This window comes from Cedecea lapagei, from assembly GCF_900635955.1.
GTDB classification, from domain to species: domain Bacteria; phylum Pseudomonadota; class Gammaproteobacteria; order Enterobacterales; family Enterobacteriaceae; genus Cedecea; species Cedecea lapagei.
The window spans coordinates 4164413-4191363 of the sequence record NZ_LR134201.1; the positions used below are offsets into that span (position 1 = coordinate 4164413).

General features: G+C 55.7%; 30 protein-coding genes, 1 tRNA gene and 1 pseudogene. 16 read left to right on the forward strand and 16 right to left on the reverse strand.

Annotated elements, in window-relative coordinates:
- Positions 1-16: 16 nt before the first annotated feature.
- The gene (gene pmbA / locus EL098_RS20235; RefSeq protein ID WP_039296438.1) at positions 17-1369 is read right to left on the reverse strand and encodes a metalloprotease PmbA; all 1353 of its coding nucleotides are present in this window, start codon (positions 1367-1369) and stop codon (positions 17-19) included.
- A gap of 100 nt (positions 1370-1469) precedes the next feature.
- Between pmbA and yjgA the strand changes: the two genes are divergently transcribed.
- On the forward strand, positions 1470-2024 hold the full coding sequence (yjgA, locus tag EL098_RS20240; protein WP_126357818.1) for a ribosome biogenesis factor YjgA: 555 nt from the start codon (positions 1470-1472) through the stop codon (positions 2022-2024).
- A gap of 58 nt (positions 2025-2082) precedes the next feature.
- Here the strand turns inward: yjgA and EL098_RS20245 are convergent, their stop codons facing one another.
- The 3 genes from EL098_RS20245 to EL098_RS20255 all read right to left on the reverse strand — a co-directional run bounded on the left by EL098_RS20245 (position 2083) and on the right by EL098_RS20255 (position 4329).
- A complete protein-coding gene (locus EL098_RS20245) occupies positions 2083-2712 on the reverse strand; it encodes a LysE family translocator (RefSeq protein ID WP_126357819.1) in 630 nt (209 codons plus the stop codon).
- A gap of 76 nt (positions 2713-2788) precedes the next feature.
- Positions 2789-3319, reverse strand: coding sequence for a GNAT family N-acetyltransferase (locus tag EL098_RS20250; protein ID WP_126357820.1), 531 nt, complete (start codon positions 3317-3319; stop codon positions 2789-2791).
- Positions 3320-3366: 47 nt separating this feature from the next.
- Complete coding sequence (locus EL098_RS20255) at positions 3367-4329, reverse strand: GlxA family transcriptional regulator (RefSeq protein ID WP_126357821.1); 963 nt, start codon at positions 4327-4329, stop codon at positions 3367-3369.
- 139 nt (positions 4330-4468) lie between these two features.
- On the opposite strand from EL098_RS20255, the gene EL098_RS20260 reads away from it, so the two are divergent.
- On the forward strand, positions 4469-5170 hold the full coding sequence (locus EL098_RS20260; protein WP_126357822.1) for a cysteine hydrolase family protein: 702 nt from the start codon (positions 4469-4471) through the stop codon (positions 5168-5170).
- Between the two features lie 32 nt (positions 5171-5202).
- Here EL098_RS20260 and epmA read toward each other — a convergent pair whose 3' ends face one another.
- Positions 5203-6180, reverse strand: coding sequence for an elongation factor P--(R)-beta-lysine ligase (gene epmA / locus EL098_RS20265; RefSeq protein ID WP_126357823.1), 978 nt, complete (start codon positions 6178-6180; stop codon positions 5203-5205).
- A 380-nt stretch (positions 6181-6560) separates the two neighbouring features.
- On the opposite strand from epmA, the gene frdA reads away from it, so the two are divergent.
- From frdA to frdD, 4 genes are read left to right on the forward strand one after another with little or no spacing between them, the layout of a single operon-like run.
- A complete protein-coding gene (gene frdA, locus EL098_RS20270; RefSeq protein ID WP_126357824.1) occupies positions 6561-8351 on the forward strand; it encodes a fumarate reductase (quinol) flavoprotein subunit in 1791 nt (596 codons plus the stop codon).
- A complete protein-coding gene (locus tag EL098_RS20275) occupies positions 8344-9078 on the forward strand; it encodes a succinate dehydrogenase/fumarate reductase iron-sulfur subunit (RefSeq protein WP_126357825.1) in 735 nt (244 codons plus the stop codon). The genes frdA and EL098_RS20275 overlap by 8 nt, the downstream gene beginning before the upstream one ends.
- Positions 9079-9088: 10 nt before the next feature.
- Positions 9089-9484, forward strand: a complete 396-nt coding sequence (frdC, locus tag EL098_RS20280) for a fumarate reductase subunit FrdC (RefSeq protein ID WP_126357826.1) — start codon at positions 9089-9091, stop codon at positions 9482-9484.
- A gap of 10 nt (positions 9485-9494) precedes the next feature.
- Complete coding sequence (gene frdD / locus EL098_RS20285) at positions 9495-9854, forward strand: fumarate reductase subunit FrdD (protein ID WP_126357827.1); 360 nt, start codon at positions 9495-9497, stop codon at positions 9852-9854.
- A gap of 44 nt (positions 9855-9898) precedes the next feature.
- Here the strand turns inward: frdD and ampR are convergent, their stop codons facing one another.
- Positions 9899-10774 carry a LysR family transcriptional regulator AmpR gene (ampR, locus tag EL098_RS20290; RefSeq protein ID WP_126357828.1) on the reverse strand — a complete coding sequence of 292 codons (876 nt, stop codon included), beginning with the start codon at positions 10772-10774 and terminating at the stop codon, positions 9899-9901.
- Positions 10775-10902: 128 nt separating this feature from the next.
- Here ampR and ampC point away from each other — a divergent pair, with 128 nt between their 5' ends.
- Both ampC and EL098_RS20300 read left to right on the forward strand, forming a co-directional pair.
- Positions 10903-12054, forward strand: coding sequence for a CMY2/MIR/ACT/EC family class C beta-lactamase (gene ampC, locus EL098_RS20295; protein WP_126357829.1), 1152 nt, complete (start codon positions 10903-10905; stop codon positions 12052-12054).
- Between the two features lie 106 nt (positions 12055-12160).
- Positions 12161-12694: a lipocalin family protein gene (locus EL098_RS20300; RefSeq protein WP_126357830.1), complete on the forward strand. Its 534-nt coding sequence runs from the start codon at positions 12161-12163 to the stop codon at positions 12692-12694.
- Here the strand turns inward: EL098_RS20300 and sugE are convergent.
- Positions 12691-13008: a quaternary ammonium compound efflux SMR transporter SugE gene (sugE, locus tag EL098_RS20305; RefSeq protein WP_126357831.1), complete on the reverse strand. Its 318-nt coding sequence runs from the start codon at positions 13006-13008 to the stop codon at positions 12691-12693. The two genes, EL098_RS20300 and sugE, sit on opposite strands and share 4 nt — an antisense overlap.
- A gap of 289 nt (positions 13009-13297) precedes the next feature.
- Here sugE and EL098_RS20310 point away from each other — a divergent pair, with 289 nt between their 5' ends.
- The gene (locus EL098_RS20310) at positions 13298-13906 is read left to right on the forward strand and encodes a LuxR C-terminal-related transcriptional regulator (protein WP_126357832.1); all 609 of its coding nucleotides are present in this window, start codon (positions 13298-13300) and stop codon (positions 13904-13906) included.
- Positions 13907-13937: 31 nt separating this feature from the next.
- Here EL098_RS20310 and ecnB read toward each other — a convergent pair whose 3' ends face one another.
- The 3 genes from ecnB to efp form a co-directional block, all read right to left on the reverse strand.
- Positions 13938-14084: a lipoprotein toxin entericidin B gene (gene ecnB, locus EL098_RS20315; RefSeq protein ID WP_038476410.1), complete on the reverse strand. Its 147-nt coding sequence runs from the start codon at positions 14082-14084 to the stop codon at positions 13938-13940.
- 101 nt (positions 14085-14185) lie between these two features.
- On the reverse strand, positions 14186-14320 hold the full coding sequence (locus EL098_RS20320) for an entericidin A/B family lipoprotein (protein ID WP_126357833.1): 135 nt from the start codon (positions 14318-14320) through the stop codon (positions 14186-14188).
- Positions 14321-14384: 64 nt separating this feature from the next.
- Entirely contained in the window at positions 14385-14951 is a 567-nt protein-coding gene (gene efp / locus EL098_RS20325; RefSeq protein WP_008453764.1) for an elongation factor P, read from the reverse strand.
- Positions 14952-14992: 41 nt separating this feature from the next.
- On the opposite strand from efp, the gene epmB reads away from it, so the two are divergent.
- Positions 14993-16021, forward strand: a complete 1029-nt coding sequence (gene epmB / locus EL098_RS20330; protein WP_126357834.1) for an EF-P beta-lysylation protein EpmB — start codon at positions 14993-14995, stop codon at positions 16019-16021.
- Positions 16022-16077: 56 nt separating this feature from the next.
- Here the strand turns inward: epmB and EL098_RS20335 are convergent, their stop codons facing one another.
- From EL098_RS20335 to EL098_RS20350, 4 genes are all read right to left on the reverse strand, one after another.
- Positions 16078-16449, reverse strand: a complete 372-nt coding sequence (locus EL098_RS20335; protein ID WP_269462192.1) for a DUF4156 domain-containing protein — start codon at positions 16447-16449, stop codon at positions 16078-16080.
- Positions 16450-16560: 111 nt separating this feature from the next.
- Positions 16561-18207, reverse strand: a complete 1647-nt coding sequence (groL, locus tag EL098_RS20340) for a chaperonin GroEL (protein ID WP_061274618.1) — start codon at positions 18205-18207, stop codon at positions 16561-16563.
- A gap of 40 nt (positions 18208-18247) precedes the next feature.
- Positions 18248-18541, reverse strand: a complete 294-nt coding sequence (locus tag EL098_RS20345) for a co-chaperone GroES (protein WP_008453772.1) — start codon at positions 18539-18541, stop codon at positions 18248-18250.
- Between the two features lie 136 nt (positions 18542-18677).
- Positions 18678-19154: an FxsA family protein gene (locus tag EL098_RS20350; protein WP_126357836.1), complete on the reverse strand. Its 477-nt coding sequence runs from the start codon at positions 19152-19154 to the stop codon at positions 18678-18680.
- A 344-nt stretch (positions 19155-19498) separates the two neighbouring features.
- Here EL098_RS20350 and aspA point away from each other — a divergent pair, with 344 nt between their 5' ends.
- The 6 genes and pseudogenes from aspA (at position 19499) to EL098_RS20380 (ending at position 25273) form a co-directional block, all read left to right on the forward strand.
- Positions 19499-20935 carry an aspartate ammonia-lyase gene (gene aspA, locus EL098_RS20355; protein ID WP_126357837.1) on the forward strand — a complete coding sequence of 479 codons (1437 nt, stop codon included), beginning with the start codon at positions 19499-19501 and terminating at the stop codon, positions 20933-20935.
- 114 nt (positions 20936-21049) lie between these two features.
- Positions 21050-22352, forward strand: a pseudogene (locus EL098_RS20360) (anaerobic C4-dicarboxylate transporter).
- An 87-nt stretch (positions 22353-22439) separates the two neighbouring features.
- Positions 22440-22763: a divalent cation tolerance protein CutA gene (gene cutA, locus EL098_RS20365; RefSeq protein WP_039289498.1), complete on the forward strand. Its 324-nt coding sequence runs from the start codon at positions 22440-22442 to the stop codon at positions 22761-22763.
- Positions 22739-24469: a protein-disulfide reductase DsbD gene (locus tag EL098_RS20370; RefSeq protein WP_126357839.1), complete on the forward strand. Its 1731-nt coding sequence runs from the start codon at positions 22739-22741 to the stop codon at positions 24467-24469. The genes cutA and EL098_RS20370 overlap by 25 nt, the downstream gene beginning before the upstream one ends.
- 38 nt (positions 24470-24507) lie before the next feature.
- Positions 24508-25083: a transcriptional regulator gene (locus EL098_RS20375; RefSeq protein ID WP_126357840.1), complete on the forward strand. Its 576-nt coding sequence runs from the start codon at positions 24508-24510 to the stop codon at positions 25081-25083.
- A gap of 114 nt (positions 25084-25197) precedes the next feature.
- A tRNA-Phe gene (locus EL098_RS20380) sits at positions 25198-25273 on the forward strand.
- 412 nt (positions 25274-25685) lie between these two features.
- On the opposite strand, the gene EL098_RS20385 is transcribed toward EL098_RS20380, so the two are convergent.
- Both EL098_RS20385 and EL098_RS20390 read right to left on the reverse strand, forming a co-directional pair.
- Positions 25686-25889 carry a hypothetical protein gene (locus tag EL098_RS20385; RefSeq protein ID WP_126357841.1) on the reverse strand — a complete coding sequence of 68 codons (204 nt, stop codon included), beginning with the start codon at positions 25887-25889 and terminating at the stop codon, positions 25686-25688.
- Positions 25886-26347, reverse strand: a complete 462-nt coding sequence (locus tag EL098_RS20390; RefSeq protein ID WP_126357842.1) for a hypothetical protein — start codon at positions 26345-26347, stop codon at positions 25886-25888. Before EL098_RS20390 ends, EL098_RS20385 begins: the two co-directional genes overlap by 4 nt.
- Positions 26348-26951: the final 604 nt, after the last annotated feature.

Here is a 26951-nt window from a genome sequence, read left to right on the forward strand (position 1 = left end):
GGCGCGCCACATTGCTTTACTGACCGGCTATCTTCATCTCCGGAAGTAAGACTGAACCACACTGAATGTTGCTACGTGTTTCTATATCGTTGCCAATAGTAACTATCTCGCGCCACATGTCTTTCAGGTTACCGGCGATGGTGATTTCGCTCACCGGATACTGAATCTCGCCGTTCTCAACCCAGAAGCCTGCCGCACCGCGAGAATAGTCGCCGGTAATGCCGCTTACGCCCTGCCCCATCAGCTCGGTTACCACCAGCCCGGTGCCCATCTGTTTCAGCATTTCCTCAAAGCCCAGGCCCTGGCCGGCAATGCGCCAGTTGTGGATCCCGCCCGCATGACCGGTGCTTTTCAGCCCCAGCTTACGCGCGGAATAGTTGGTCAGCAGCCACTGCTGCAGCACGCCGTCTTTGATAATATCGCGGCGTTCGGTGCGCACACCTTCGCTGTCAAACGGCGTGGAAGCCAGGCCTTTCAGCAAATGAGGATGCTCTTCAATGGTCAACCAGTCCGGCAAAATTTGCTTGCCGAGGGAGTCCAGCAGGAAGGTCGATTTACGGTACACCGCGCCGCCCGCAATCGCGCCGACCAGGTGGCCAAACAGCCCGGTCGCCACTTCATTGGCGAAAATAACCGGTGCTTTCATGGTGGACAATTTACGAGGCGACAGGCGCGACAATGTGCGACGAGCGCAGTCGGCACCTACCCACTCGGGTGATTTAAGATCTTCCATCGCACGGCCAATGGTGTAGGCGTAATCACGCTCCATATCGCCGTTCTCTTCGGCAATCACGCAGCTCGAAAGAGAGTGGCGGGTGGAGCAGTAGCTTTGCAGCATGCCGTGGCTGTTGCCGAAAACTTTGATGCCATAATGGCTGTTAAAGCTGCCGCCTTCGGTATTGGTGATGCGCTTGTCTACGTTAAGAGAAGCATTTTCCGCCCGCGCGGCAAGCTCAATAGCGCGCTCCGGGTCAATCTCCGTCGGGTGGAAGAGATCGAGATCTGGCGCATCAAAGGCCAGCAGCTCTTTATCGGCCACGCCTGCGTAAGGATCCGGCGAGGTATAACGCGCGATATCCAGCGCCGCCTGTACGGTACGCGCTATCGCGTCCGGGCTAAGGTCGGTGGACGAAGCGCTGCCCTTGCGGTTTTGATGATAAACGGTGATGCCAAGCGCACCATCGCTGTTGAATTCGACGTTCTCCACCTCACCGTAGCGGGTGCTGACGCTGATACCAGTGGTTTTACTGACCGCAACTTCTGCGCCGTCTGACTTGCCTTTCGCCAGCTCCAGCGCCTGTGAAACCGCCTGCTCCAGAACCTGACGTTGTTGTGCTACTTGCGTGTTTACTTTCATCGCTACTGCCATAATGTAAGGTGAGTCGTTCAAGTCTAACAGGATCAGAACAATTTCGCAGTGCAGCCCCATTGCTGGTAATATCCGCGTCAACTTTTTTAAGGAGCCTAATATGACCAAGCAGCCCGAAGACTGGCTCGACGACGTGCCCGATGATGAAAATGAAGACGAAGATGATGAAATTATCTGGGTCAGTAAAAGTGAGATTAAGCGCGACGCCGAAGAGCTAAAACGCCTGGGCGTTGAGCTGATGGAACTGGGCAAAAATGCCCTGGAAAAAATCCCGCTCGACGATGATTTACGTGCCGCGATTGAGCTGGCGCAGCGCATCAAAAAAGAAGGCCGCCGCCGCCAGGTGCAGCTGATCGGCAAGATGATGCGTTCCCGCGACATGGACCCGATCCGTCAGGCCCTCGATAAGCTGAAGAACCGCCACAACCAGCAGGTCTCCCTGTTCCACAAGCTGGAAGCCCTGCGCGACCGTCTGGTCGAAGAAGGCGACGAGGCGATGAGCGAAGTTCTGAGGCTTTACCCGCAGGCTGACCGCCAGCAGCTGCGCGTGCTTATCCGCAACGCGCAAAAAGAAAAAGCGGCCAATAAGCCGCCTAAGTCCTACCGTCAGATCTTCTCTTACCTTCGCGAACTCGCCGAAGAGCAGGAAAGCTAAGACGTTAGCGCTGGCCTGATGCTCTCAGCGGCCAGCGCTCCATTTCTTCTGACCTTTCTCAGGTCAAATTACTGCGTCGATACAGCGCCACGCCCACCGCCAGCACGGCGAGCATCCCCGCACAGCTGCGGTTCACCCAGCGCATAACGTTGGCGGAGAACTTACGCATCGCATGGCGGCCACCCCAGGCGTAAATCGTCATCATGATGCAGTCGATAATCGCGCTGACCAGCGCCAGAATCATGTACTGCGCCGCCACTGGCTCCTGCGGGCGGATGAACTGCGGTAAAAATGCCGAGAAGAACAGCAGCCCTTTCGGGTTGGATAAGCCGACCATTAGCGAGCGCAAAAAAGCCGTTTTACCCGTGGCCACCGCTGCCGAAGCGCTCACGCTGAGCGCCTTAGCGGGCGCGCGCCACAGCACGTAAGCCAGATACACAAGGTACAGAGCACCGCCCCATTTCACCACCGCAAACAGCTGTTCGGAGGCCTGCAATAACGCGCCCAGGCCGCAGCCTACAGCGCCTATCAGCAGCAGGTCGGCCAGCACCGCGCCGAGAAAGCCGTAGCTCGCAATACGCATCCCGTAAGTGGCGCCATTATTAAGCGCCAAAAGCATCGACGGGCCGGGGGTTACCATAACCGCGCTAACGGCGATGACGTAAAGAAACAGCGTGGTGATATCCATCAATCAAGTCCTGGTAAAAAAAATACGTCAGCCCCCGGCGGCCACTGCCCGCCAGGGACTTTAAAAAACGTCTGGATTAAAGTTCGCGTTCCATCACGACGCGGCAGAGATCGTCAAAAAAGCGGGCATACTGCGCCTCATAAATGGGCTGCGGATAGCTCAACACAATCAGCTGATGGTCGGGAATGTCCGCATGGTAGGTCGGGTGGAAGTGCGGGTAGCCGTTTTCACTGAACCCGAGGCTTTGGTAAAAGCGCAGCCGCTTATGGGCAATCTCAGTGGTCAGCGGATCGATTTCGAGGATAGTCTGCGGGTAGAGCTGCAAAAACTGGCTCAGCATCCGCTTGCCGTAACCCTGAGCGCGCAGCTTGCCGTTGACCGCCAGGTGCTCAATGTAGGCGTAGTCGCCGAAGTCCCACGCGCCGATCATGCCAACAAACTGCTCGCCGTCGAACCACGCCTGCAGGCTGTAGTTTGGGTTCGCAAGTGCGCTGATTTTTGCGGCGGGCTGGCGTTTTTCATGGCGCGGAAAGGCGCTTTCATACAGTTCGTCCACGCTGTCAAAATAGGGGGAGCTGCGGTCGGTAATTCGTTTTATCGTTAGCATGGCGCGCAGTTTACCAAATGCAGGCGGAGAAATAACCTGGCGGCTGGCTACTTCCCTTTGACCTGAAACGCCTTACGGTAGAGCGACGGCGACGTTTTAAACTGCTGCTGAAAATGCCTGCGCAGCGAAAGTGCGGAGCTAAAGCCGGACGCCATCGCGACCTGTTCCACCGGCTGGTCTGTTTTTTCCAAAAAGCGCTGCGCCAGCGCCAGCCGCTGATTGAGCAGCCATTGCGTCACGGTCGTCCCCGTTGTTTGCTGGAAGCGGCGGGTAAAAGTCCGGCGGCTCATGCAGGCTCTGCTGGTCAGCATGTCGACCGAGATTGCCTCCTGCAGATTTTGCGTCGCCCAGCCCAGCGTCTGCATAAAGCGATCCCCGCCGTGGGTATTATAAACCGGCTGTTCAATAAACTGCGCCTGCCCGCCCTGCCTCTGCGGCGGCACCACCAGCAGGCGAGCCACATGGTTAGCCACTTCAGCACCACACTGCTGCCGCACCAGGTGCAGGCAACAGTCGATGCTGGCCGCCGTTCCCGCCGAGGTCACCACATCACCTTCATCAACGTAGAGTACGTTACGGTCAAGCGCGACCGAAGGATAAAGCTGGCTGAACGCCTGCATCCAGTTCCAGTGGGTGGTCGCCGGGCGGCCCTCAAGCAGCCCACATGCCGCCAGAACAAACGCTCCCATGCAGAGGCCAACCACTTTAGCGCCGCGGGCATGGGCGCTTTTCAGGGCAACCATCAGCTCAGCGGGAGGCGCAACCGCGGGGTCACTCCAGCTCGGCACGATAACCATATCCATTTCGTCCAGCGCCATCAGGCTGTGTTCGGTCGTAATTGTAAACCCGGCGTTGGTTCTTAGTGGCCCTGACTGGGTCGCACACACAGCAAGCTCATAATAAGGCAGCCCTTCCGCATCTACGGCTTTTTCAAACACCGCACAAGGCACAGAAAGGTGAAAAGGAATGATGTCAGGAAACACGACAATCCCTATTTTTATCGCTGACATCCAGCCTCCGGTAATTTGGCGCAATACGCTCGTTTTTGGGTATTACGATAGCTATTTTCAGTCCGGCAAGCGCGGCAAACTTTATCTCATCCACGGCGCAGAGTGCGCCTCCTCTGTAAGATAACCAAGGAAGAGCAAGATGAGAAAATTAATTGCCAGTAGCACCTTAGCCCTGTCAATGAGCGCAGCCAGCATGAGCCCGCTGGCCGAAACCAAAACGGCTGAGCAGGCCCCGACAATTCGCACGATGAATGGCGCAGAAAAAACGCGCTCGCTGGATGCAAAAACCTCGGCCCTCGTCGTCATTGATTTCCAGAACGAATACTTCGACGGAAAAATGCCGATCCCGAACGGCAAAAAAGCGCTGGAAAACGCCAGGCGACTGGTGAATTTTTCCCATCAACAAGGAATGCCGGTGTATTTCGTTCAGCATCTCGGCCCGGCAAACGGCCCGCTGTTTGCCAAAGGCAGCCACTTTGCCGAATTCCATAAAGAGCTGCAGCCCACAAAAGCCGACTACGTGATAACGAAAGAGACGCCAAGTTCGTTTGTCGGCACTGCGCTCGACGAGCAGCTAAAAGGCCAGGGGATAAAACAGCTGATCATTACCGGACTGATGACCCATATGTGCGTCTCTTCGACCGCACGTGATGCGGTTCCGCTGGGGTATCAGGTGATTATTCCTGAAGACGCAACGGCCACGCGCGACCTTGCGACCTGGGATAATAAAGTGGTCGATCATAACGTACTGCAGGAAGCAGCGCTGGCGGGCGTAGCGGACGTGTTTGCGGAAATTAAAACCACGGATGAAGTGCTGAAGATGCCCGTGACGAAGGGCTAAAAAAGGCCCCGGTCTGGGGCCATTCTTTTGCGTTAAGCGCGGTCGACGGTAAAGGCTAAAACCTCGGAGAGGCTTTCCGCCCCCAGCGCGAGCATGATCAGGCGATCAACGCCCAGCGCCACGCCGGAGCTGTCCGGCATGCCGGCTTCCAGCGCCGCCAGCAGATTCAAGTCTACCGGCTGCTGCGGCAGGCCAAGCGCCGCACGTTTGCGGTTATCCTGCTCAAAACGCTGCTGCTGTTCGCGCGCGTCGGTCAGCTCATGGAAGCCGTTCGCCAGCTCGATGCCTTTAAAGTACACCTCAAAGCGTTCCGCCACGCGGTGATCCTCGGTGCTGATCTGCGCCAGAGAAGCCTGGCTTGCCGGGAAGTGGTAAACGAAGGTCGGCTTGTCTTTACCAATCTGCGGCTCAACGCCCATAGCGAAAAGCAGCTGCAGCAGCGTATCTCTGTCTTCTTCTTTGTCGGCGATGTTGCTCAGGTCGAGCTTCGCCGCCGCTTCACGCAGCTGCGCTTTGTCCGCTGACAGCGGGTCGATGTCCAGATGGCGCTGGAAGGCCTGCTGGTAGGAAAGGCTTTCAGCCGCCCCACACTCAAGCACCTGCTGCAGCAGGTCATCCACCTCATTCATCAGGCGATACATGTCGTAGTGCGGGCGGTACCACTCCAGCATGGTGAATTCCGGGTTGTGGTGACGCCCCATCTCTTCATTACGGAAACTGCGGCACAGCTGGAACACCGGGCCACAGCCCGCCGCCAGCAGGCGTTTCATGTGGTATTCCGGGCTGGTCATCAGGTACAGGTTCATGCCCTGGGAGTGGCCTGGGCCTACGAAACGGGTTTCAAACGGCACCAGATGAATGTCGGTTACCGTCGCCTGGCTCATGCAGGGTGTTTCCACCTCCAGAACGCCGCGGTCGGCGAAGAAGCGCCGAATCTCCGCCATAATGGCGGCGCGTTTTAGCAGGTTGGGGATGGATGCGCTCGGCTGCCAGGTGGCCGTTTCGCTCATGAGAAAGTCTCCGTATTTATACAAGGCCGAGAAGTCTACCCGCATCACAGAAAGGAGACAAATTTTGCGCAGAGAATTTTCGTTTCGGCGCAAAAGGGGGAGTCCCAACACACTTTTCTTCTAAGCGGGCAGCCATTTTTTTCCTTCCCTACACCATTTAAAAAATCATTTTTGTGACGTAATTCATTAACAGCGGTAATTAATCACCTCACAGAACGGCAAAAAAATCGAACAAATCAAATTTCCCCAATATTCCTCCGGTTATACTTCATCTACCTAAGAAGGAGCAGGGATACACCTTTCGCAGCCACCGCCTTTCAGACGGTGAACACCCTTTGGTCGTATTAGCTTTGCGAATTACTAAAATCTGGAGGAATGTCGTGCAAACCTTTCAAGCCGATCTTGCCATTATAGGCGCCGGCGGAGCAGGCCTACGGGCCGCCATTGCGGCGGCCCAGGCTAATCCACAGGCCAAAATCGCTCTGATTTCCAAAGTCTACCCAATGCGCAGCCATACGGTCGCCGCCGAAGGGGGTTCCGCAGCCGTCGCGCAGGATCACGACAGCTTCGAATACCATTTTCACGACACCGTTGCCGGAGGCGACTGGCTGTGTGAGCAGGACGTGGTTGACTACTTTGTTCACCATTGCCCCACCGAAATGACCCAGCTTGAGCAGTGGGGCTGCCCATGGAGCCGCCGTCCGGACGGCAGCGTTAACGTCAGGCGCTTCGGTGGAATGAAGATCGAACGTACCTGGTTCGCCGCCGACAAAACCGGCTTCCATATGCTCCACACCCTGTTCCAGACCTCCCTTCAGTTCCCGCAAATTCAACGCTTCGATGAACACTTCGTCCTCGATATTCTGGTCGATGACGGCCAGGCGCGTGGCGTTGTCGCGATGAACATGATGGAAGGTGAGCTGGTACAAATTCGCGCTAACGCGGTAGTTATGGCAACCGGCGGGGCCGGGCGTGTTTATCGCTACAACACCAACGGCGGCATCGTTACCGGCGACGGCATGGGCATGGCGCTGAGCCACGGCGTGCCGCTACGGGACATGGAATTTGTGCAGTATCACCCAACCGGTCTGCCGGGCTCGGGCATCCTGATGACCGAAGGCTGCCGCGGCGAAGGTGGTATTCTGGTGAATAAAAACGGCTATCGCTATCTGCAGGATTACGGTATGGGGCCGGAAACCCCGCTCGGCGAACCGAAGAACAAATACATGGAGCTGGGCCCCCGCGACAAAGTCTCTCAGGCCTTCTGGCACGAGTGGCGTAAAGGCAACACCATCTCCACGCCGCGTGGCGATGTGGTGTACCTCGACCTGCGCCACCTCGGCGAGAAAAAGCTGCTTGAACGCCTGCCGTTTATCTGCGAGCTGGCCAAAGCCTATGTCGGCGTCGACCCCATTAAAGAGCCGATTCCAGTGCGCCCAACCGCACACTACACCATGGGCGGCATCGAAACCGATACCCAATGCGAAACCCGCATTAAAGGGCTGTTCGCGGTAGGTGAATGTTCCTCTGTTGGCCTGCACGGCGCGAACCGGCTTGGCTCTAACTCGCTGGCAGAGCTGGTGGTCTTTGGCCGCCTGGCGGGCGAGCAGGCGATGGAGCGTGCCGCTCAGGCGCAGCCGGCGAACGATGCCGCGCTGAATGCCCAGGCCGCCGATGTTGAAGGCCGCCTGAAGCAGCTGGTCAATCAGGAAGGCAACGAAAACTGGTCGAAAATCCGCGACGAAATGGGGCTTTCCATGGAAGAAGGCTGCGGGATTTACCGCACTACGGAGCTGATGCAGAAAACCGTCGACAAGCTGGCAGAGCTTCAGGAGCGCTTCAAACGCGTACGCATTACCGACACCTCCAGCGTCTTCAATACCGACCTGCTGTACACCATTGAACTGGGCCACGGCCTGAACGTTGCCGAATGTATGGCGCACTCCGCCATTGCACGTAAGGAGTCTCGCGGCGCTCACCAGCGCCTCGACGAAGGCTGCACCGAGCGTGATGACGTCAACTTCCTTAAGCATACTCTGGCCTTCCGCGACGCCGACGGCACCACCCGCCTCGACTACAGCGATGTGAAGATCACCACGCTGCCGCCAGCAAAACGCGTGTACGGCGCTGAAGCGGAAGACGCTGAGAAAAAGGAGAAGGCAAATGGCTGAGATGCAAACCCTGAAGATTGAGATTGTGCGCTATAACCCGGAAACGGACGGCAAGCCGCATAGCGAAATCTACGAGGTGCCGTTTGACGAGCAAACCTCACTGCTGGACGGGCTGGGCTATATCAAAGATAACCTCGCGCCGGACCTCAGCTACCGCTGGTCATGCCGTATGGCAATTTGCGGCTCCTGCGGCATGATGGTCAACAAAGTGCCGAAGCTGGCCTGTAAAACCTTCCTGCGCGAATACACCGGCGGTATTAAGGTCGAAGCGCTGGCAAACTTCCCGATAGAGCGCGATTTGGTGGTCGATATGACCCACTTCATCGAAAGCCTGGAGTCGATTAAGCCTTATATTATCGGCAACTCGCGTACCCCGGATCAGGGGCCTAATAAGCAGACGCCTGCGCAGATGGCGAAATACCATCAGTTCTCCGGCTGCATCAACTGCGGGCTCTGTTATGCCGCCTGCCCGCAGTTTGGCCTGAACCCTGAGTTTATCGGTCCGGCGGCGATCACCCTCGCCCACCGTTACAACCTGGACAGCCGTGACCACGGCAAGAAACAGCGTATGCCGCAGCTCAACGGGCAGAACGGCGTCTGGAGCTGCACCTTTGTCGGCTTCTGCTCCGAAGTTTGTCCAAAACACGTCGATCCGGCCGCGGCCATCCAGCAGGGCAAAGTCGAAAGTTCGAAAGACTTTTTGATTGCCACCCTGAAACCACGCTAAGGAGTGCACCATGACCACGAAACGTAAGCCTTATGTCCGCCCCATGGCGCCAACCTGGTGGCGACAGCTGGGCTTCTACCGTTTTTATATGCTGCGTGAAGGCACTTCGGTCCCAACCGTCTGGTTCAGCATTGTGCTGATTTATGGACTTTTTTCGCTTAAACACGGGGCGGAGGGCTGGGCAGGTTTTGTCGATTTCCTGCAAAACCCGGTCGTAATTATCCTCAATATCATCACCCTCGCCGCCGCCGTGCTGCATACCAAAACCTGGTTTGAGCTGGCGCCGAAGGCCGCCAACGTCATCGTCAAGGGCGAAAAAATGGGGCCGGAGCCGGTCATCAAGGGATTATGGGTTGTCACCGCACTGGTGACTGTCGTGGTGCTGCTTGTAGCACTGTTCTGGTAAGGAGGCTGACGTGATTAACCAAAATCCTAAACGCTCCGACGAGCCCGTATTCTGGGGCCTGTTTGGCGCAGGCGGCATGTGGGGCGCTATCTTTGCGCCGGTTATCGTGCTGCTGGTCGGCATTATGCTGCCGCTTGGCCTGTTCCCTGGCGACGCGCTGAGCTTTGACCGCGTATACGCCTTCGCCCACAGCTGGATTGGTCGCCTGTTCCTGCTGCTGACGATCGTGCTGCCGCTGTGGTGCGGTCTGCACCGTATTCACCATGCGATGCACGACCTGAAGATCCACGTTCCCGCCGGGAAATGGGTGTTTTACGGGCTGGCCGCCATTTTAACCGTGGTGACTATTATTGGCCTGCTGACGCTGTAACCGCTTAAAACGCAACAAGGCCTGCCGCTGCTGCGCAGGCCTTTTTAGTTTGCACACTCTGCGACCAGCCAGGCAGAGAAGTCTCGCATCGCCGGTGTTTCCACGCGAGACTGGAGCCGGGTTAGCCAGTAACTTCCCAGACTGATTTCCGTCTCAAACGGACGCACTATCCGTTCGCTGTTCAACAAATGGGTGAACATATTCACTGGCGCAATGGCGATACCGGCCCCGGCCTGCGCGGCCTCAAGCATAGTTATCGAGGAATCAAAAACCATGACCAGATGCGTCGGTGACGGCGGCGCCTCGCCGGCCGCCTGCAACCACTCAGCCCATTCGTCACGCCTGTAGGAGCGCAGCAGCGTAAAATTCAGCACCTCCTTCGGCACCTTGAGTTCTGCGGCCAGCGCCGGAGAGCACAGCGGCGACAGCGGAGCGTCACACAGGAACGTCGCTTCTGTGCCGTGCCAGGCCCCGCTGCCAAATCGTACCGTATAGTCCAGCCCTTCTGCCGCCGGATCCACGCGATTGTTATGGGTTGAGAGCTGGAGGTCGATATGCGGATAGCGTCGACGAAACGCCTCAAGGCGCGGCAGGAGAAAGCCGGTTGCGAAGGTACCCACAACGCCCAGCTTAAGTTTTTCTCTCGCCTGCATGCCGGCAAAACGGTCCAGCACGCTCGCGATACGATCGAAGGAATCATGAAGTACAGGTAACAGATTTTCACCCTCCGTGGTCAGCATCAGGCCACGAGACACGCGGACAAAAAGCTGGCAATGCAGATGCTCCTCCAGCGCTTTCACCTGCTGGCTGATGGCGGAGTGGGTCACATTCAGTTCAATGGCGGCGTGCGTAAAGCTCAGATGCCTGGCGGCGGCTTCAAAAGCTCGCAGGGAATTGAGGGGGATATAGCTGCGGGTCATGGCCTTTCCTGTTAGAAAATCTTAAGCCTAATGCCAAATTTAATCGTTTGTCAGCGGGAGTCAAATCCAACAAACTTGCCTCGTCTGAAGGGCCCGGACCGCTATCATCTCTCTAAGGAAGGTTATCCATTATGAAAAAATCCCTCTGCCTGACGCTGCTCCTCGCCGTCTCAGGCTCCAGTCTTGCCGGACAAAAAGAACTGACCGCGCAGCAGATTGAAAAGCTTGTGAACCGTACCGTTGCGCCGCTGATGAAAGAGCAGGCGATCCCGGGCATGGCGGTGGCGGTGATCTACAAAGGCTATCCTCTCTATTTCACCTGGGGAAAAGCCGACGTGCAGCGCAATCAGCCGGTGACACAACAAACCCTGTTTGAGCTGGGTTCAGTCAGTAAAACCTTTACCGGCGTGCTGGGCGGTGATGCCCTGGCTCGAGGCGAGATTAGCCTCAGCGATCCGGCGCAAAAATACTGGCCTGAGCTGACCGGCGACCAGTGGAAAGGGATCACGCTTCTTCAGCTGGCAACCTATACCGCCGGTGGCCTGCCGCTGCAGGTGCCGGATGAGGTCACCAACAGCGACGAGCTTCTTAAGTTCTACCAGATATGGCAGCCGCAATGGGCGCCGGGCGCGCAGCGGCTGTACGCCAACGCGAGCATCGGACTGTTTGGCGCTTTGATGGTGAAACCATCGGGAATGAGCTTTGATCGGGCGATGTCAAAACGCGTCTTTGAGCCGCTAAAGCTTACGCACACCTGGATTAACGTTCCTGCGGCGGAAGAAAGCCACTATGCCTGGGGCTACCGCGACGGCAAAGCCGTGCGCGTCTCGCCGGGCATGCTGGATGCCGAGGCCTACGGGGTAAAATCCAGCATCGAGGATATGGCTCAGTGGGTACAGGCCAACATGGCGCCCGAACGCCTTGAGGACAAACCGCTGCAGCAGGGTATCCGGCTCGCACAGTCCCGTTATTGGCGCATCGGCAGCATGTATCAGGGACTTGGTTGGGAAATGCTGAACTGGCCGGTGCAGGCGAAAACCGTGGTTGACGGCAGCGACAATCACGTCGCCCTTGCACCGCATCCGGCAATGCTTATTGAGCCCCCCGTGCCTGCCGTAAAAGCGTCCTGGGTACATAAAACCGGCTCAACGGGCGGCTTTGGCAGCTACGTCGCTTTTATCCCGGAGAAGCAGCTGGGCATCGTGATGCTGGCGAATAAAAGTTACCCGAATACGGAGCGGGTAAAAGCCGCTTACGCTATTCTGGACGCCTTGCAATAGCCCTACCGCGGCCCGCTTACGCAGGCCGCATTATTTACGGCTTCGCTCACACTTTATTTCCTGTTGCCATCTACACTTAGCTAAAAACCTCTGGAAGGAATCTGCTATGCGCATTTGGCCCGCTGTCACCGCGCTTGCGGTTGCACTATTCGTTGTCTCCTGCAGCGCCCCAACCCCGCCCCCCAGCGTCACGGTGGTCCAAAACTTCGACGCAAAACGCTTTATCGGCACCTGGTATGAAATCGCCCGGCTGGACCACCGCTTTGAAAGCGGTCTGAATCAGGTGACGGCCACCTACAGCTTTATGGATGACGGCGGTCTTCGCGTGATAAACCGGGGTTTCAATCCGGACAGGCAAATGTGGCAGCAGGTTGAAGGGAAGGCTTATTTCACTGGAGATCCGAACGTTGCGGCGCTAAAAGTCTCCTTTTTCGGCCCGTTTTACGGCGGCTATAACGTGATCGCGCTGGATAAAAATTACCGCCATGCGCTGGTGTGCGGGCCGGACCTTAATTACCTGTGGATCCTCTCCCGCACGCCAACCATTAGCAACGAGGTTAAACAGCAGCTGCTGGCCACCGCCACCCGTCAGGGATTTGCGGTGGATAAACTCATCTGGGTGAAACAACCCGGCTCTTAATGAGTGGAAAGTTTCAGACCAATAATGCCTGACACAATCAGAGCCAGGCTAATCAGGCGTGCCGGGTTAGCCGACTCCCCAAGCAGCAGAATCCCGGTAATGGCAGCCCCCACGGCGCCGATTCCCGTCCATACCGCGTAGGCGGTGCCGGTCGGCAGCGTTTTCATCGCCCATGAGAGCAACGCCATGCTGACGACCATCGCAACAATCGTGATTACGCTTGGCCACAGGCGGCTAAAGCCGTGGGTGTATTTGAGGCCTACCGCCCAGACAACTTCCAGTAATCCAGCAATGAACAAAACTATCCAGGCCATAACAGCTCCAGTAAAAAATGGGGCCGTCCCCGCTGTGAGATGCGCTTGCGGGTCGTCCCGCAAGGCGTAGGTGAGAAGCCGAGTTTAGCACCCAAATGGCAACCTGAAAATCGATACACGAAGGTTACCCCTGGAAATATTTGTTTCATTTCGCGCCCCTTGCTAAGCCTGGAATTGACCGCGAATCTGAGCGCATTTCCGTGATTCATTTTGCCAAATTTATTCATATGATAAAACGTGGTTTGCCAGCCTGCAAACGCCGCAGTAATGATTAACGTGAAGCGTAAAAATGTATAAAATATTATTGGTTGATAGGTGTTACTTCAGCCGTCAGGGACTGACGCACTTGCTCAATCAGAAAAATAATCTGGCTACGGCAATGAGTATTTTAGAGACGGACAGTTTGCTTCTCGCACGGGAAAAAATTATTAAATGGCAGCCCAATATGGTGATCGCCGACTTCAACAGTTTCTCAACCGCACTGCATAATATCCAACAACTTTCGACTATCTATTCTGCCTGCGGCGACACGACGCGACTCCTGCTGCTGCAAAGCGGGCATCACCCCACCATCGCCGAGTACTGCGCCGCCCAGGGCAGCACTGATATTTGGGATAAGTCGCTATCATTGGCGGCATTGGCTGACTTAATTCAGCAGATGATTGCCGCTCGCCCACCTTTCCGTGAAGTAAAACGTCATATAACTCCGCTGTTGACCTTACGCGAAGAAAAAATATTAAAACTATGGAAAGAAGAAGCGAAGAATGAATATATTGCGCGAGTAATGGGAATAAGTATAAAAACGGTTTACACCTATAAGCGGAATATTCGATTAAAGCTGGGAGCTGACAACAGATTATCGCTTTTTTTAAATATTCCCGAAGCGGTTTTAGAATAACGGTACGGCAATAATACCGTACCGCAAATCACTATTGCTGAGCTTTTGTTGCCGCACCCGAAATAGCGTGGCCGCCGCTCTGGATATCCTCACCTACACCGCGTGTGGTATTGCAGGCGGTCAACAAGGATGAAAGAACGACGAGAGAGAAAAACGCAGCAAGGGTTTTCTTAATCATAAGCTTTTCCTTTTACCAATGTTGTTTGTGTATAGCTCATTAAGCATAGCTAAAAAACGAAACAGTGAAGGAAAAGGCGGACGTTTTCGGACAACGTGAGGTTATTTACTGACTGCGCGCTCGATGGCACCGCCAAGGTGTTGCAAATCTTCACCAAACCCGCGCGTAGTATTGCAACCCGATAGCGCAGCCGCCAGCAGCGAGACAAAAAGAATCTGTTTTAGTAAACGGTTCATCTTCCCGGCCTGGATCAAGCGGCGGCGCGTGCCTGAGGCGCCGCGCCGCGAACCTTCGCGAAAATTACTTCACGCGAGAAACGTATTCACCAGAACGGGTGTCAACTTTGATGACTTCGCCGATCTGTACGAACAACGGAACCTTAACCACAGCGCCGGTGCTCAGGGTAGCTGGCTTGCCGCCGGTACCTGCAGTATCGCCCTTCAGACCTGGATCGGTTTCAACGATTTCCAGCTCAACAAAGTTTGGCGGGGTAACGGAGATAGGCTGACCGTTCCACAGGGTCACGATGCACTCAGCCTGGTCCAGCAGCCATTTAGCGTTTTCGCCAACGGCTTTTTCGTCCGCAGCCAGCTGCTCGAAGGTCTGGTTGTTCATGAAGTGGTAGAACTCACCGTCGTTGTACAGGTAAGTCAGGTTCATATCGACAACGTCAGCGCCTTCTGCAGAGTCGGTAGACTTGAAGGTTTTCTCAACGCGGGTACCGGTCAGCAGACGACGCAGCTTAACGCGCGCGAATGCCTGGCCTTTGCCCGGTTTTACGAATTCGCTGGCTTCAACCGCGTACGGTTCGCCATCCATCATGATTTTAAGACCGGCACGGAAATCGTTGCTAGAATAAGTCGCCATAAGGCCCTCTGAATTTGTTAACTGGTAGCTTAGCCAAAAAAATGGCACACATTGTAACCCTAAATCCCCCTCACAGAGAAGATTGGTTAACGCAACTTGCCGATGTTATAACCGATCCTGATGAACTGCTGCACATTTTAAATGTTGCCGCTGATGAAGAATTGCTTGCCGGACGTGAAGCAAGGCGACTTTTCGCGCTGCGAGTCCCCCGCGCGTTTGTCGCGCGCATGGAAAAAGGCAACCCTGCCGACCCGCTGCTGCGCCAGGTCCTGACGGCAAAACAGGAGTTCGTTGCCGCGCCCGGCTTCACAACAGACCCTCTGGAAGAGCAGCACAGCGTGGTTCCGGGCCTGTTACATAAATACCGAAACCGGGCCCTGCTGCTGGTAAAAGGCGGCTGCGCCGTGAACTGCCGCTACTGCTTCCGTCGCCATTTTCCCTACGCCGACAACCAGGGTAATAAACGCAACTGGCAGACCGCGCTCGCCTACATCAGCGAACACCCGGAGCTGGACGAAATTATTTTCTCCGGCGGCGACCCGCTGATGGCAAAAGATCACGAGCTGGACTGGCTCATCAGCGAGCTGGAAGCCATTCCCCACATCAAACGTCTGCGCATTCACAGCCGCCTGCCGATCGTTATTCCTGCCCGCATCACCGACGCGCTGGCGGCAAGGATAGCCCGCTCATCGCTTCAGGTACTGCTGGTCAATCACATTAACCATGCCCAGGAGATTGGCGACGACTTCCGTCAGGCGATGGTAAAGCTGCGCCAGGCGGGCGTTACGTTACTCAATCAGAGCGTGCTGCTGCGCGGCGTGAACGACAGTGCGCAGACGCTGGCAGACCTTAGCAATGCTTTATTTGATGCGGGCGTGATGCCGTACTACCTGCACGTGCTCGACAGGGTCCAGGGCGCGGCGCACTTTATGGTAGAAGACGAAGAGGCACGGGCTATTATGCGCGAGCTGCTGACGCTGGTTTCTGGTTATATGGTGCCGAAGCTGGCAAGAGAGATAGGCGGCGAGCCAAGTAAAACGCCGCTGGATTTGCAATTGCGACAGAAGTGAGAGCGTAGCGCCCTCACCCTAACCCTCTCCTTCAGGAGAGGGGAATACTTACCCGATCAGTTCGGGCACTTATAAACCTGGCCGGTCATTTTGCTGGCCGTTGGCGCAAAGCTGGAGAGCAGCGTCTGGCTTGGGCTGCTTACGCCATACAGGACGTTACCGCCCATCTCGGCCGCATTGTTACGCAGGGCATTTGCCGCGCCACGCATTGAGCCGCCTTCATCGCCGTGCTGGCCGGACAGCCAGTTGCTCTGCTCACCGGTAGCGGTGCCCAGCAGACGGCATTCGCTGCCCGGTTTGTCTTCCACAAAACGAACGCTCTGGCCGCTGGAGCTCAGCTGATTGCCCGTGCTACATCCTGCCAGCAGCAGCGCTGCCACAACCACTCCAGATGAGACTTTCATGCGCATGTTATTCCCCGTAATCAAGGTATTGAGCCGTTATCGCCCGGTAAGACCTTATACCAGACTGTGAACAAAAGAAAAAACCCCCAGACATTTCTGACTGAGGGTTTCTTTAACACAAGGTGCTAAGGCGAATTACATCATGCCGCCCATGCCACCCATGCCGCCCATACCACCAGCAGCGCCTAAGTCAGGCGCATCGCCTTTAGGCAGGTCGGTGACCATGCATTCGGTAGTGATCATCAGGCCCGCAACGGAAGCCGCGTACTGCAGAGCAGAACGGGTCACTTTGGTTGGATCCAGGATACCGAAGTCGATCATGTTGCCGTATTCTTCGGTAGCTGCATTGTAACCGTAGTTACCTTCGCCCGCTTTCACCGCGTTGGTAACAACGGATGGCTCTTCACCGGCGTTAGAAACGATCTGACGCAGAGGTGCTTCCATCGCGCGCAGCGCAACTTTAATACCCACATTCTGGTCTTCGTTCTGAGCGGTCAGGTTAGCCAGTTTCGCTGCAACACGAACCAGGGCTACGCCACCGCCGGCAACCACGCCTTCTTCAACCGCAGCACGGGTAGCGTGCAGGGCATCGTCGACGCGAGCTTTTTTCTCTTTCATTTCAACTTCGGTAGCAGCACCGACTTTGATTACCGCTACGCCGCCTGCCAGTTTCGCTACGCGCTCCTGCAGTTTTTCACGGTCGTAGTCAGAAGTCGCTTCTTCGATCTGCTTACGGATCTGACCCACGCGGCCCTGAATAGCGGCTTCTTCACCCACGCCATCGATGATGGTGGTGGTGTCTTTGTTGATCACAACGCGTTTAGCCTGGCCCAGGTCTTCCAGGGTCGCTTTTTCCAGCTCCATACCGATCTCTTCAGAGATAACGGTACCGCCGGTCAGGGTAGCGATGTCCTGCAGCATAGCTTTACGACGGTCGCCGAAGCCAGGTGCTTTAACCGCAGCCACTTTCACGATGCCGCGCATGGTGTTAACCACCAGGGTAGCCAGTGCTTCGCCTTCAACGTCTTCAGCGATGATAACCAGCGGTTTGCCTGCTTTCGCAACGGCTTCCAGCACTGGCAGCATTTCGCGGATGTTGGAGATTTTTTTGTCAGCCAGCAGGATGAACGGGCTTTCCAGCTCAACAGCGCCAGTTTCTGGCTTGTTGATGAAGTATGGGGAGAGGTAGCCACGGTCGAACTGCATACCTTCAACTACGTCCAGTTCGTCTTCCAGACCGGTGCCGTCTTCAACGGTGATCACGCCTTCTTTACCGACTTTATCCATCGCTTCAGCGATCAGTTTACCTACGGTTTCGTCGGAGTTAGCGGAGATGGTACCAACCTGAGCAATCGCTTTAGAGTCAGAGCACGGTACGGACAGCGCTTTCAGCTCTTCAACGGCGGCAACAACGGCTTTATCGATACCGCGTTTCAGATCCATTGGGTTCATGCCGGCAGCAACAGCTTTCAGGCCTTCGGTGATGATAGCCTGAGCCAGTACGGTTGCGGTGGTGGTGCCGTCGCCTGCAGCGTCGTTCGCTTTAGAGGCAACTTCTTTCACCATCTGCGCGCCCATGTTTTCGAACTTGTCTTCCAGCTCGATTTCACGCGCTACGGAAACACCATCTTTGGTGATGGTCGGTGCACCGAAAGATTTATCCAGAACCACGTTACGGCCTTTAGGACCGAGGGTAACTTTCACTGCATCTGCCAGTACGTTAACGCCGCGCAGCATTTTTACACGAGCGTCGTTACCGAATTTTACGTCTTTAGCTGCCATTTCTTCTATTCCTCAAATTCGTTCAGGTTCGTGCGTCAAATTACGCTTCAACAATCGCCAGGATGTCGCTTTCGGACATGATCAGCACTTCTTCGTTGTCGATTTTCTCGGACTTCACGCCGTAGCCATCGTTGAAAATAACGATGTCACCCACTTTCACGTCCAGCGGCTGCACGCTACCGTTTTCCAGGATGCGGCCTTTACCGACAGCGATGATCTCGCCACGAGTTGATTTGCCCGCTGCGGAGCCAGTCAGAACGATGCCGCCCGCAGATTTGGACTCAACTTCTTTACGCTTGACGATGACACGATCATGTAATGGACGAATGCTCATTGATAGCTCTCCTTTGAGAAAGTCAGTATCAGATAGTTAGGTAACGCCGTCCCATACGGGTTATCGGCTGGTGACCTGATTAATGGGGATGCGCCTTCCCCCCTTCAAGGGGGGGAAAACAAAAAAAATCTAAAAATTAACGATCGTCACGATGCTGGTCGTCGAGGCGCTTTGGCCCGTCGTCTTTACGCTGGAACTCGCCGTCAAAGGTATTGCCGCCTTCGCTGCCGGCGCTAAAGCCGCCGCCCGGCATGCGGGAGAAGCGTAAATGCGGCATCAGCTTCAGCGTCAGGTGCTTTTGCACCGGCGGCAGCAGCAGCAGCAGGCCGAGGAAGTCGGTAAAGAACCCCGGCAGCAGCAGCAGGATACCGGCCATGATCAGCGAGACGCTTTTGATCATCTCTGCCGCCGGGCTTTCGCCCGCCGCCATCTTCTGCTGCATCAGCATCAGATTTTTAAAGCCCTGGTTACGCACCAGCGACAGCCCTATCACCGAAGTGAAAATAACCAGAATCAGGGTCATAAAGACCCCCAGAACGTGTGCCACCTGTATGAACAGCGAAATTTCGATGTAGACATAGAGGAAAAAGGCAATAAACGGGATCCAGCGCACTATACGCTCCTGTCAGCGGGCGAGTCCGGAAACGGCCTCGCAAAAAATGGATTGGCAATGACGCGTAGGGGTGAAATGGCGACGGCGTAGACAAAAATCAATGCTTATTCGGTGAATTTTTTCTGGAAATTTTCAACTGTTGACCTATATCACATATTAATAATTGTTATGCGCAGCGGCTTTTAATAAGTGATCCAGGTTACTGCTTTTCGCTATCATCAGCATATCATCACGATAACGCGGCCGAATATGGACATAATCGTCGGCCTATTAAGCTCACAACCACATTTCGTGTGTGTGAATAAAACAGTGCATTTATCTGCAGCTTTACTAAGAAGGTTCACATGTTAAATAACATTCGTATCGAAGAAGATTTGTTGGGTACCAGGGAAGTGCCAGCGGATGCCTACTACGGCGTTCATACTCTGAGAGCGATTGAAAACTTCTACATTAGCAACAGTAAAATCAGCGACATACCGGAGTTTGTACGCGGTATGGTGATGGTGAAAAAAGCGGCGGCAATGGCGAACAAGGAACTGCAAACCATTCCTAAAAGCATCGCGAACACCATCATTCAGGCCTGTGATGAAGTCCTGAACAACGGCAAATGCATGGATCAATTCCCGGTAGACGTTTACCAAGGCGGGGCCGGTACTTCAGTTAACATGAACACCAACGAAGTGCTCGCCAATATCGGTCTTGAGCTGATGGGCCACCAGAAAGGCGAATACCAGTTCCTGAACCCGAACGACCACGTCAACAAATGCCAGTCAACCAACGACGCCTACCCAACCGGCTTCCGCATCGCGGTGTACACCTCGATTATCAAACTGATCGACGCCATCAATCAGCTGGGCGAAGGCTTCCAGCGTAAAGCGGTTGAGTTTGCTGAGATCCTGAAAATGGGCCGTACCCAGCTGCAGGACGCAGTACCGATGAGCCTGGGCCAGGAGTTCCACGCGTTCAACGTGCTGCTCACCGAAGAAACCAAAAACCTGCTGCGCACTGCGGAACTGCTGCTGGAAGTGAACCTTGGCGCAACCGCTATCGGCACACGCCTCAATACTCCGGATGGTTATCAGCAGCTGGCCGTACAGAAACTGGCGGAAGTCAGCGGCCTGGCGTGCGTCCCGGCGGAAGACCTGATTGAAGCCACTTCCGACTGCGGCGCATACGTCATGGTGCACAGCTCACTGAAGCGCCTGGCGGTGAAAATGTCCAAAATCTGTAACGACCTGCGCCTGCTCTCTTCCGGCCCGCGAGCTGGCCTGAACGAAATCAACCTGCCGGAGCTGCAGGCAGGCTCCTCAATCATGCCGGCCAAAGTGAACCCGGTGGTCCCGGAAGTGGTGAACCAGGTCTGCTTCAAAGTGATCGGCAACGACACCACGGTAACCATGGCTTCCGAAGCGGGCCAGCTGCAGCTGAACGTGATGGAGCCGGTGATTGGCCAGGCGATGTTCGAGTCCATCCATATTCTGACCAACGCCTGCTACAACCTGCTGGAAAAATGCGTCAACGGCATCACCGCCAATAAAGAAGTGTGTGAGAGCTATGTGTACAACTCCATCGGCATCGTGACCTACCTGAACCCGTTCATTGGTCACCACAACGGCGACATCGTCGGTAAGATCTGCGCCGAGACCGGCAAGAGCGTACGCGAGGTCGTGCTGGAGCGCGGCCTGCTGACCGAAGCCGAGCTGGACGATATCTTCTCCGTCCACAACCTGATGCACCCGGTCTACAAAGCTAAACGCTATACCGATGAAAGCGAACAATAATTCATCAGCCTGAAGGCCAAAAGGCACGTCCAGTCGGACGTGCCTTTTTCATTTTAACGGTATACGAAAAAACAACATTCCATTTTCATCTCATTAAACATCAAGGAAGCAGCCATGATAGTCATCGAGCTCATCATCGTGTTAGCAGCGATATTTTTGGGGGGCAAGGCTTGGCGGTATAGGCATCGGCTATGCCGGGGGGCTGGGGGTTTTAATTCTCGCGGCGCTGGGCGTAAAACCTGGCAGTATTCCCTTCGACGTTATTTCAATCATTATGGCCGTGATAGCGGCCATCTCCGCGATGCAAATCGCGGGCGGCCTTGACTACCTGGTTCACCAGACCGAAAAACTGTTACGCAAGAACCCTAAATACATCACCATTCTTGCGCCTGTGGTGACTTACTTCCTGACTATCTTCGCCGGCACCGGCAATATTTCGCTGGCCACGCTGCCGGTTATCGCCGAAGTTGCCAAAGAGCAGGGCATCAAACCCTGCCGGCCGCTCTCGACGGCGGTGGTTTCTGCTCAGATAGCCATTACCGCCTCGCCCATCTCCGCCGCGGTGGTCTACATGTCTTCGGTGATGGAAGGTAACGGCGTCAGCTACATTCAACTGCTATCGGTGGTTATCCCTTCCACCCTGCTGGCGGTGCTGGTGATGTCGTTCCTGGTGTCCATCCTGTTTGACTCAAAACTGTCCAATGACCCGGTTTACCTCAAGCGCCTGGAAGAAGGCCTGATTGAGCTGCGCGGCGATAAACAAGTCGAGATCCAACCCCGCGCCAAAACCTCAGTATTTCTCTTCCTGCTCGGCGTGGTTGGCGTGGTTATCTATGCCATCGTCAACAGCCCAAGCCTCGGCCTCGTCGCTACGCCGCTGATGAACACCACCAATGCGATCCTGATTATTATGCTGTCGGTCGCCACCCTGACCACCGTTATCTGCGGCGTGGAAACAGACAGTATCCTGAGCTCCAGTACTTTCAAGGCCGGTATGAGCGCCTGTATTTGTATTCTGGGCGTAGCCTGGCTGGGCGATACCTTCGTCTCCGCCAACATTGACTGGATCAAAGAGACCGCAGGAAGCGTGATTCAGGGCCATCCGTGGCTGCTGGCGGTGATTTTCTTCTTCGCTTCAGCGCTGCTTTACTCCCAGGCTGCAACAGCCAAGGCGCTGATGCCGATGGCGCTGGCGCTCAGCGTCTCGCCGCTCACCGCCGTCGCTTCTTTTGCTGCCGTCTCCGGCCTGTTTATTCTGCCTACCTACCCGACGCTGGTCGCCGCGGTACAGATGGACGATACCGGCACAACGCGCATCGGCAAATTTGTCTTCAATCACCCGTTCTTTATCCCCGGCACCATGGGCGTGGTGCTGGCCGTCTGCTTCGGCTTTCTGCTCGGCGGCGTGCTGCTGTAAATCTCTTCAAAGACGGGTTGTTATTCGGCCCGTCTTCCTCTCCTCATGCTATAGTCGAGGCCGTTTCCTCCCATAATGAGGTTTGTGATGTCGATGACTCAGGCTGTCGTTGTCCTCTGTACCGCACCGGATGAAGCCAGCGCTCAGGACCTGGCCGCGAAAGTTCTGGCGGAAAAACTTGCCGCCTGCGTGACGCTGCTGCCGGGCGCGACTTCGCTCTATTACTGGGAAGGAAAACTTGAGCAGGAGTATGAAGTCCAGATGCTGCTCAAGAGCGACGTGGAGCACCAGGAGGCGCTGCTTGCCTGCCTGAAGACCCATCACCCTTATCAAACGCCTGAACTGCTGGTTCTGCCAGTTGCACACGGAAACAGTGAATATCTCTCATGGCTTTACGCATCATTACGCTAGTCCTGCTGCTTTGCAGTTCGCAGGCCTTCGCCGGGCTGTTTGACGCCCAGAATAAAACCCAGTTTGTCCCGGTCGACCAGGCCTTTGCCTTCGACTTTCAGCAATCTGCTGGCCAGCTGACCCTCAACTGGCAGATAAAACCCGGCTATTACCTTTATCGCCAGCAGATAAAAGTGGTGCCCACCAGCGCAAACATTGCGCCGCTGGCGATCCCCAAAGGCAGCTGGCACGAAGATGAGTTCTACGGCAAAACCGAGATCTTCACCCAGCAGCTAAATCTGCCGATTACGGTTAAGGCTGCAGGCAAAGGCGCCTCGCTGAGCGTGACCTACCAGGGCTGCGCCGAAGCCGGGTTCTGCTACCCGCCGGAAACTCGCGTCGTGCCGTTGAGCGCTATTACTGCACCTGTTAATGAGAGCAATACATCTTCCTCCCTCTCCCCTCACGGGGAGAGCGCCGGGGAGAGGGGCGCAGACAACTCCGCCCCCGCTTCGCTCCCCTTCTCCGCGCTGTGGGCATTCCTGATCGGCATCGGTATCGCCTTCACCCCCTGCGTGCTGCCGATGTACCCGCTCATCTCCGGCATTGTGCTGGGCGGTAAACAACGCCTTTCCACAGCCCGGGCGCTGCTGCTGGCCTTTGTTTACGTCCAGGGCATGGCGCTGACCTACACCGCGCTTGGGCTCGTGGTCGCCGCCGCTGGCCTCCAGTTCCAGGCTGCGCTGCAGCATCCGTATGTGCTTATTGGCCTGTCGGTACTCTTTATCCTGCTCGCCGCCTCGATGTTCGGCCTGTTTACCCTGCAGCTGCCGTCGTCGCTGCAAACTCGCCTGACGCTGATGAGCAATCGCCAGCAGGGCGGCTCGGCGGGCGGCGTCTTTGCCATGGGCGCGCTGGCCGGTCTTATATGCTCGCCGTGCACCACCGCACCGCTTAGCGCCATCCTGCTGTACATCGCGCAAAGCGGAAATATGTGGCTCGGCGGCGGCACGCTTTACCTGTACGCGCTGGGTATGGGTCTGCCGCTTATTCTGATCACCGTCTTTGGCAACCGCCTGTTGCCAAAAAGCGGGCCATGGATGGAAAGCGTTAAAACCGCCTTTGGCTTTGTGATTCTGGCGCTGCCGGTATTCCTGCTGGAGCGCGTGCTTGGCGACACCTGGGGGCTGAGGCTGTGGAGCCTGCTGGGCGTTGCCTTCTTCGGCTGGGCATTTATCGTAAGCCTCGGGGCGAAGAAACCCTGGCTGCGCGTGCTGCAAATCATCCTGCTGGGTGCCGCCCTGGTCGCCGCGCGGCCGCTGCAGGACTGGGCTTTTGGCTCTCCGGTCTCCGCGCAGGCCGTCCCTCACCTCAGCTTTAGCAAAATAGCCAACGTTCAGCAGCTGGACGCTGCGCTGGCAAACGCGAAAGGCAAACCGGTGATGCTCGATTTGTACGCCGACTGGTGTGTGGCATGTAAAGAGTTTGAGAAATACACCTTTAGCGATCCGCAGGTGCAAAAAGCGCTTTCTGAGACCGTTTTACTCCAGGCCGACGTCACCGCAAACAACGCCGACGACAAGGCCCTGCTTAAGCATTTGCAGGTGCTTGGCCTGCCGACCATTTTATTCTTTGATGCTCAAGGCGTTGAACAGCCGGCAGACCGTGTGACGGGCTTTATGGACGCCACAGCGTTCAGCGAGCATTTGCGCAATCGCAGCCAGTAAACAACACTAGATCCGTTGGGAAACGTAAGGAGAAGACAGTGCAACGCGAAGAAGTTTTAGAGCACGCCCTGCATGTCCTTGAACGTGAGGGCATTGCCAGCACGACGCTGGAGATGGTGGCGAAAGAAGCCGATTATCCGCTAGCAGAGGTTCGCCAGTTTTGGCCCGACAGCGAAGCCCTGCTGTACGACGCTCTGCGCTACCTGAGCTCGCAGGTGGATGTCTGGCGGCGCCAGCTGATGCTGGACGAAGAGATGACGCCGGAGCAAAAGCTGCTTAAGCGCTACCACGCCCTGACCGAATGTGTCGGCAATCAACGCTATCCCGGCTGCCTGTTTATTGCCGCCTGTACCTTCTACCCCGATGCATCACACCCGATTCATCAGCTGGCGGACCAGCAGAAAAAAGCGGCCTGGGAGTACACTCACGAGCTGCTGACGCAGATGGAAGTCGACGATCCGACGATGGTCGCGCACCAAATGGAGCTGGTACTGGAAGGCTGTCTCAGCAAGCTACTGGTCAAGCGCAGCCAGGCGGATATCGACACGGCGAGAACCCTTGCGGAAGATATTCTTCGCTTTGCGCTGTGCCGCACCGGCGGGGCCTTAACCTGAAGCTCGCCCTTTTGTCGCCTTTGACTGAAAAGCAGCCAGTCAGCATAGTTTTAGGTATTTTTTATGACAAAGCCGTTGACGCCTGGCGGCCTTTACGGTTTAATGCGGCCCGTTGCCCGGATAGCTCAGTCGGTAGAGCAGGGGATTGAAAATCCCCGTGTCCTTGGTTCGATTCCGAGTCCGGGCACCACTTTTTAGAAAAACCAGCCTACGGGCTGGTTTTTTGCTTTTGGGCTTATGGACTCTTCATCGAACAAGTTCGATTATTCGTCTCATCCTGAGACTCACCCCTCCGGGGCCAGCGTAAACGCTGTTCAAAAACGTTCCCGACGTTTTAGTATTCGTCTCATCCCTGAGGTTCACCCCTTCGGGGCCAGCGTAAACGCTGTTCAAAAACGTTCCCAATGTTTTAGTATTTGCCTCATCCCTGAGGTTCACCCCTTCAGGGCCAGCGTAAACGCTGTTCAAACGCCTTTGGCGTTAGTCCGAGTCCGGGCACCACTTATTTAGAGAAACCAGCCCGCGGGCTGGTTTTTTGCTTTCTGGGGTTCCACCAGCAACACACACCACTTTACCAGGTTCCGTGCAGTGCCGGCGTCGGGCTACAAGGGCAGTTTTTCTTCATGCACGCGGCGGATTTCAGCGGCTTCAAAAATATCACGCAATCGCTGAAGCTGTTCGGCAAGGATAAGCAGCAGAATATAATTAGCACCGGTTTCATCCGGATTTGCCAGCATGACGCCAGTCAGAATTCGGGCTCGGTCTATCAACTCACAGGCATCGGGCTCAACGGGTTTCAGATTCATATCGCAATCCTGGCAATAAACTTAACGCCGTCGGCGCTCCGCAGCCAGCGCGGGGCTTTCATTTCTGCCGCGAAGTAGTTGATTAAGTCGTACAGCAAATAACTAAGCTGTTTCTCCGTTTCCGTGGAAAATCCCTGTCCTACCAGGGTCTGCGTCAGAGCGAGGCAATGGCAACAAAGATCCGTGCAATCAGGCTCGAAGCGAGGTGAACTGGCAGGAAGCGTGTCTACGGTCAGGCTTTTCATCAGATGAGCTGGAATGGGGTCGAGCAGCCTGGGCTGAAGCAGCGTCAGGCAGGCATGGAGTCTGCCGCAGAGCGCCATTTTCAGAGCGGGATCGTCGTTTTCAATCAGGGTTTCGGCGAAGTTTTCGCAGTGTTCGGCATAAACGGTGAAGTCCATGGCGGCATTGAAGGGAAAGGCAAGTAACGGGTGTGTTTGAGCGAGGGTCGTAGCCATAGTGGCAACCTCCTGTAACGGGTTATCTTTCCGCCACCGGAGAGGCTAATCTCACGGGTGGCGAAACCGGCGCGTCTTGCGACGCCCCCCACCCGGCCCGCCATAGAGGTGTAGCCGTGCGCACGACATAAAAAAGACGCTAGCGCGTCATATGTCGCCTGTAACGATTTCACAGGAGGCTAATCCCGGCACCTGATTTTGCAGGTGCCGAAATATGCTACAGCTACGAGTAATTGACGACAAGGGATTTTGTTGAGCGCAATTTCAATCAGAAAAATATGGTCAAAGGTATTTTTACTTTAGGTGGCAATCAGGGTGAGGCCATTTCCGGGAAATCACCGGCTTCGAGCCCCCCGCAAGAGATTCATAGTGCAGGCTTCAGGTGACTCTCATTCTTACCGTTGTACTACCGAGAGCGTAGCCTGAGCGGTATATTCCCCTGGTTTAACGTCCGGAGTTGTGCACAACCGGAAACTCACTGGGGTCACACCGAAATCGGCGCTCTGGCCGGATATAAGTTTCCCCAGAACGGGACCATCGCGCCCGTCAAAATACATATCTGACGCCGCACACGTGGGTGCTGTAGACGACCAGTTGCCTCGGA

What these genes read in the sequence shown, in the direction of transcription:
- pmbA (WP_039296438.1), bottom strand. Translation starts at nt 1,369, where the DNA reads ATGGCAGTAGCGATGAAAGTAAACACGCAAGTAGCACAACAACGTCAG.
- yjgA (WP_126357818.1), top strand. Translation starts at nt 1,470, where the DNA reads ATGACCAAGCAGCCCGAAGACTGGCTCGACGACGTGCCCGATGATGAA.
- EL098_RS20245 (WP_126357819.1), bottom strand. Translation starts at nt 2,712, where the DNA reads ATGGATATCACCACGCTGTTTCTTTACGTCATCGCCGTTAGCGCGGTT.
- EL098_RS20250 (WP_126357820.1), bottom strand. Translation starts at nt 3,319, where the DNA reads ATGCTAACGATAAAACGAATTACCGACCGCAGCTCCCCCTATTTTGAC.
- EL098_RS20255 (WP_126357821.1), bottom strand. Translation starts at nt 4,329, where the DNA reads ATGTCAGCGATAAAAATAGGGATTGTCGTGTTTCCTGACATCATTCCT.
- EL098_RS20260 (WP_126357822.1), top strand. Translation starts at nt 4,469, where the DNA reads ATGAGAAAATTAATTGCCAGTAGCACCTTAGCCCTGTCAATGAGCGCA.
- epmA (WP_126357823.1), bottom strand. Translation starts at nt 6,180, where the DNA reads ATGAGCGAAACGGCCACCTGGCAGCCGAGCGCATCCATCCCCAACCTG.
- EL098_RS20275 (WP_126357825.1), top strand. Translation starts at nt 8,344, where the DNA reads ATGGCTGAGATGCAAACCCTGAAGATTGAGATTGTGCGCTATAACCCG.
- frdC (WP_126357826.1), top strand. Translation starts at nt 9,089, where the DNA reads ATGACCACGAAACGTAAGCCTTATGTCCGCCCCATGGCGCCAACCTGG.
- ampR (WP_126357828.1), bottom strand. Translation starts at nt 10,774, where the DNA reads ATGACCCGCAGCTATATCCCCCTCAATTCCCTGCGAGCTTTTGAAGCC.
- EL098_RS20300 (WP_126357830.1), top strand. Translation starts at nt 12,161, where the DNA reads ATGCGCATTTGGCCCGCTGTCACCGCGCTTGCGGTTGCACTATTCGTT.
- sugE (WP_126357831.1), bottom strand. Translation starts at nt 13,008, where the DNA reads ATGGCCTGGATAGTTTTGTTCATTGCTGGATTACTGGAAGTTGTCTGG.
- EL098_RS20310 (WP_126357832.1), top strand. Translation starts at nt 13,298, where the DNA reads ATGTATAAAATATTATTGGTTGATAGGTGTTACTTCAGCCGTCAGGGA.
- ecnB (WP_038476410.1), bottom strand. Translation starts at nt 14,084, where the DNA reads ATGATTAAGAAAACCCTTGCTGCGTTTTTCTCTCTCGTCGTTCTTTCA.
- EL098_RS20320 (WP_126357833.1), bottom strand. Translation starts at nt 14,320, where the DNA reads ATGAACCGTTTACTAAAACAGATTCTTTTTGTCTCGCTGCTGGCGGCT.
- efp (WP_008453764.1), bottom strand. Translation starts at nt 14,951, where the DNA reads ATGGCGACTTATTCTAGCAACGATTTCCGTGCCGGTCTTAAAATCATG.
- epmB (WP_126357834.1), top strand. Translation starts at nt 14,993, where the DNA reads ATGGCACACATTGTAACCCTAAATCCCCCTCACAGAGAAGATTGGTTA.
- groL (WP_061274618.1), bottom strand. Translation starts at nt 18,207, where the DNA reads ATGGCAGCTAAAGACGTAAAATTCGGTAACGACGCTCGTGTAAAAATG.
- EL098_RS20345 (WP_008453772.1), bottom strand. Translation starts at nt 18,541, where the DNA reads ATGAGCATTCGTCCATTACATGATCGTGTCATCGTCAAGCGTAAAGAA.
- aspA (WP_126357837.1), top strand. Translation starts at nt 19,499, where the DNA reads ATGTTAAATAACATTCGTATCGAAGAAGATTTGTTGGGTACCAGGGAA.
- cutA (WP_039289498.1), top strand. Translation starts at nt 22,440, where the DNA reads ATGTCGATGACTCAGGCTGTCGTTGTCCTCTGTACCGCACCGGATGAA.
- EL098_RS20370 (WP_126357839.1), top strand. Translation starts at nt 22,739, where the DNA reads ATGGCTTTACGCATCATTACGCTAGTCCTGCTGCTTTGCAGTTCGCAG.
- EL098_RS20385 (WP_126357841.1), bottom strand. Translation starts at nt 25,889, where the DNA reads ATGAATCTGAAACCCGTTGAGCCCGATGCCTGTGAGTTGATAGACCGA.
- EL098_RS20390 (WP_126357842.1), bottom strand. Translation starts at nt 26,347, where the DNA reads ATGGCTACGACCCTCGCTCAAACACACCCGTTACTTGCCTTTCCCTTC.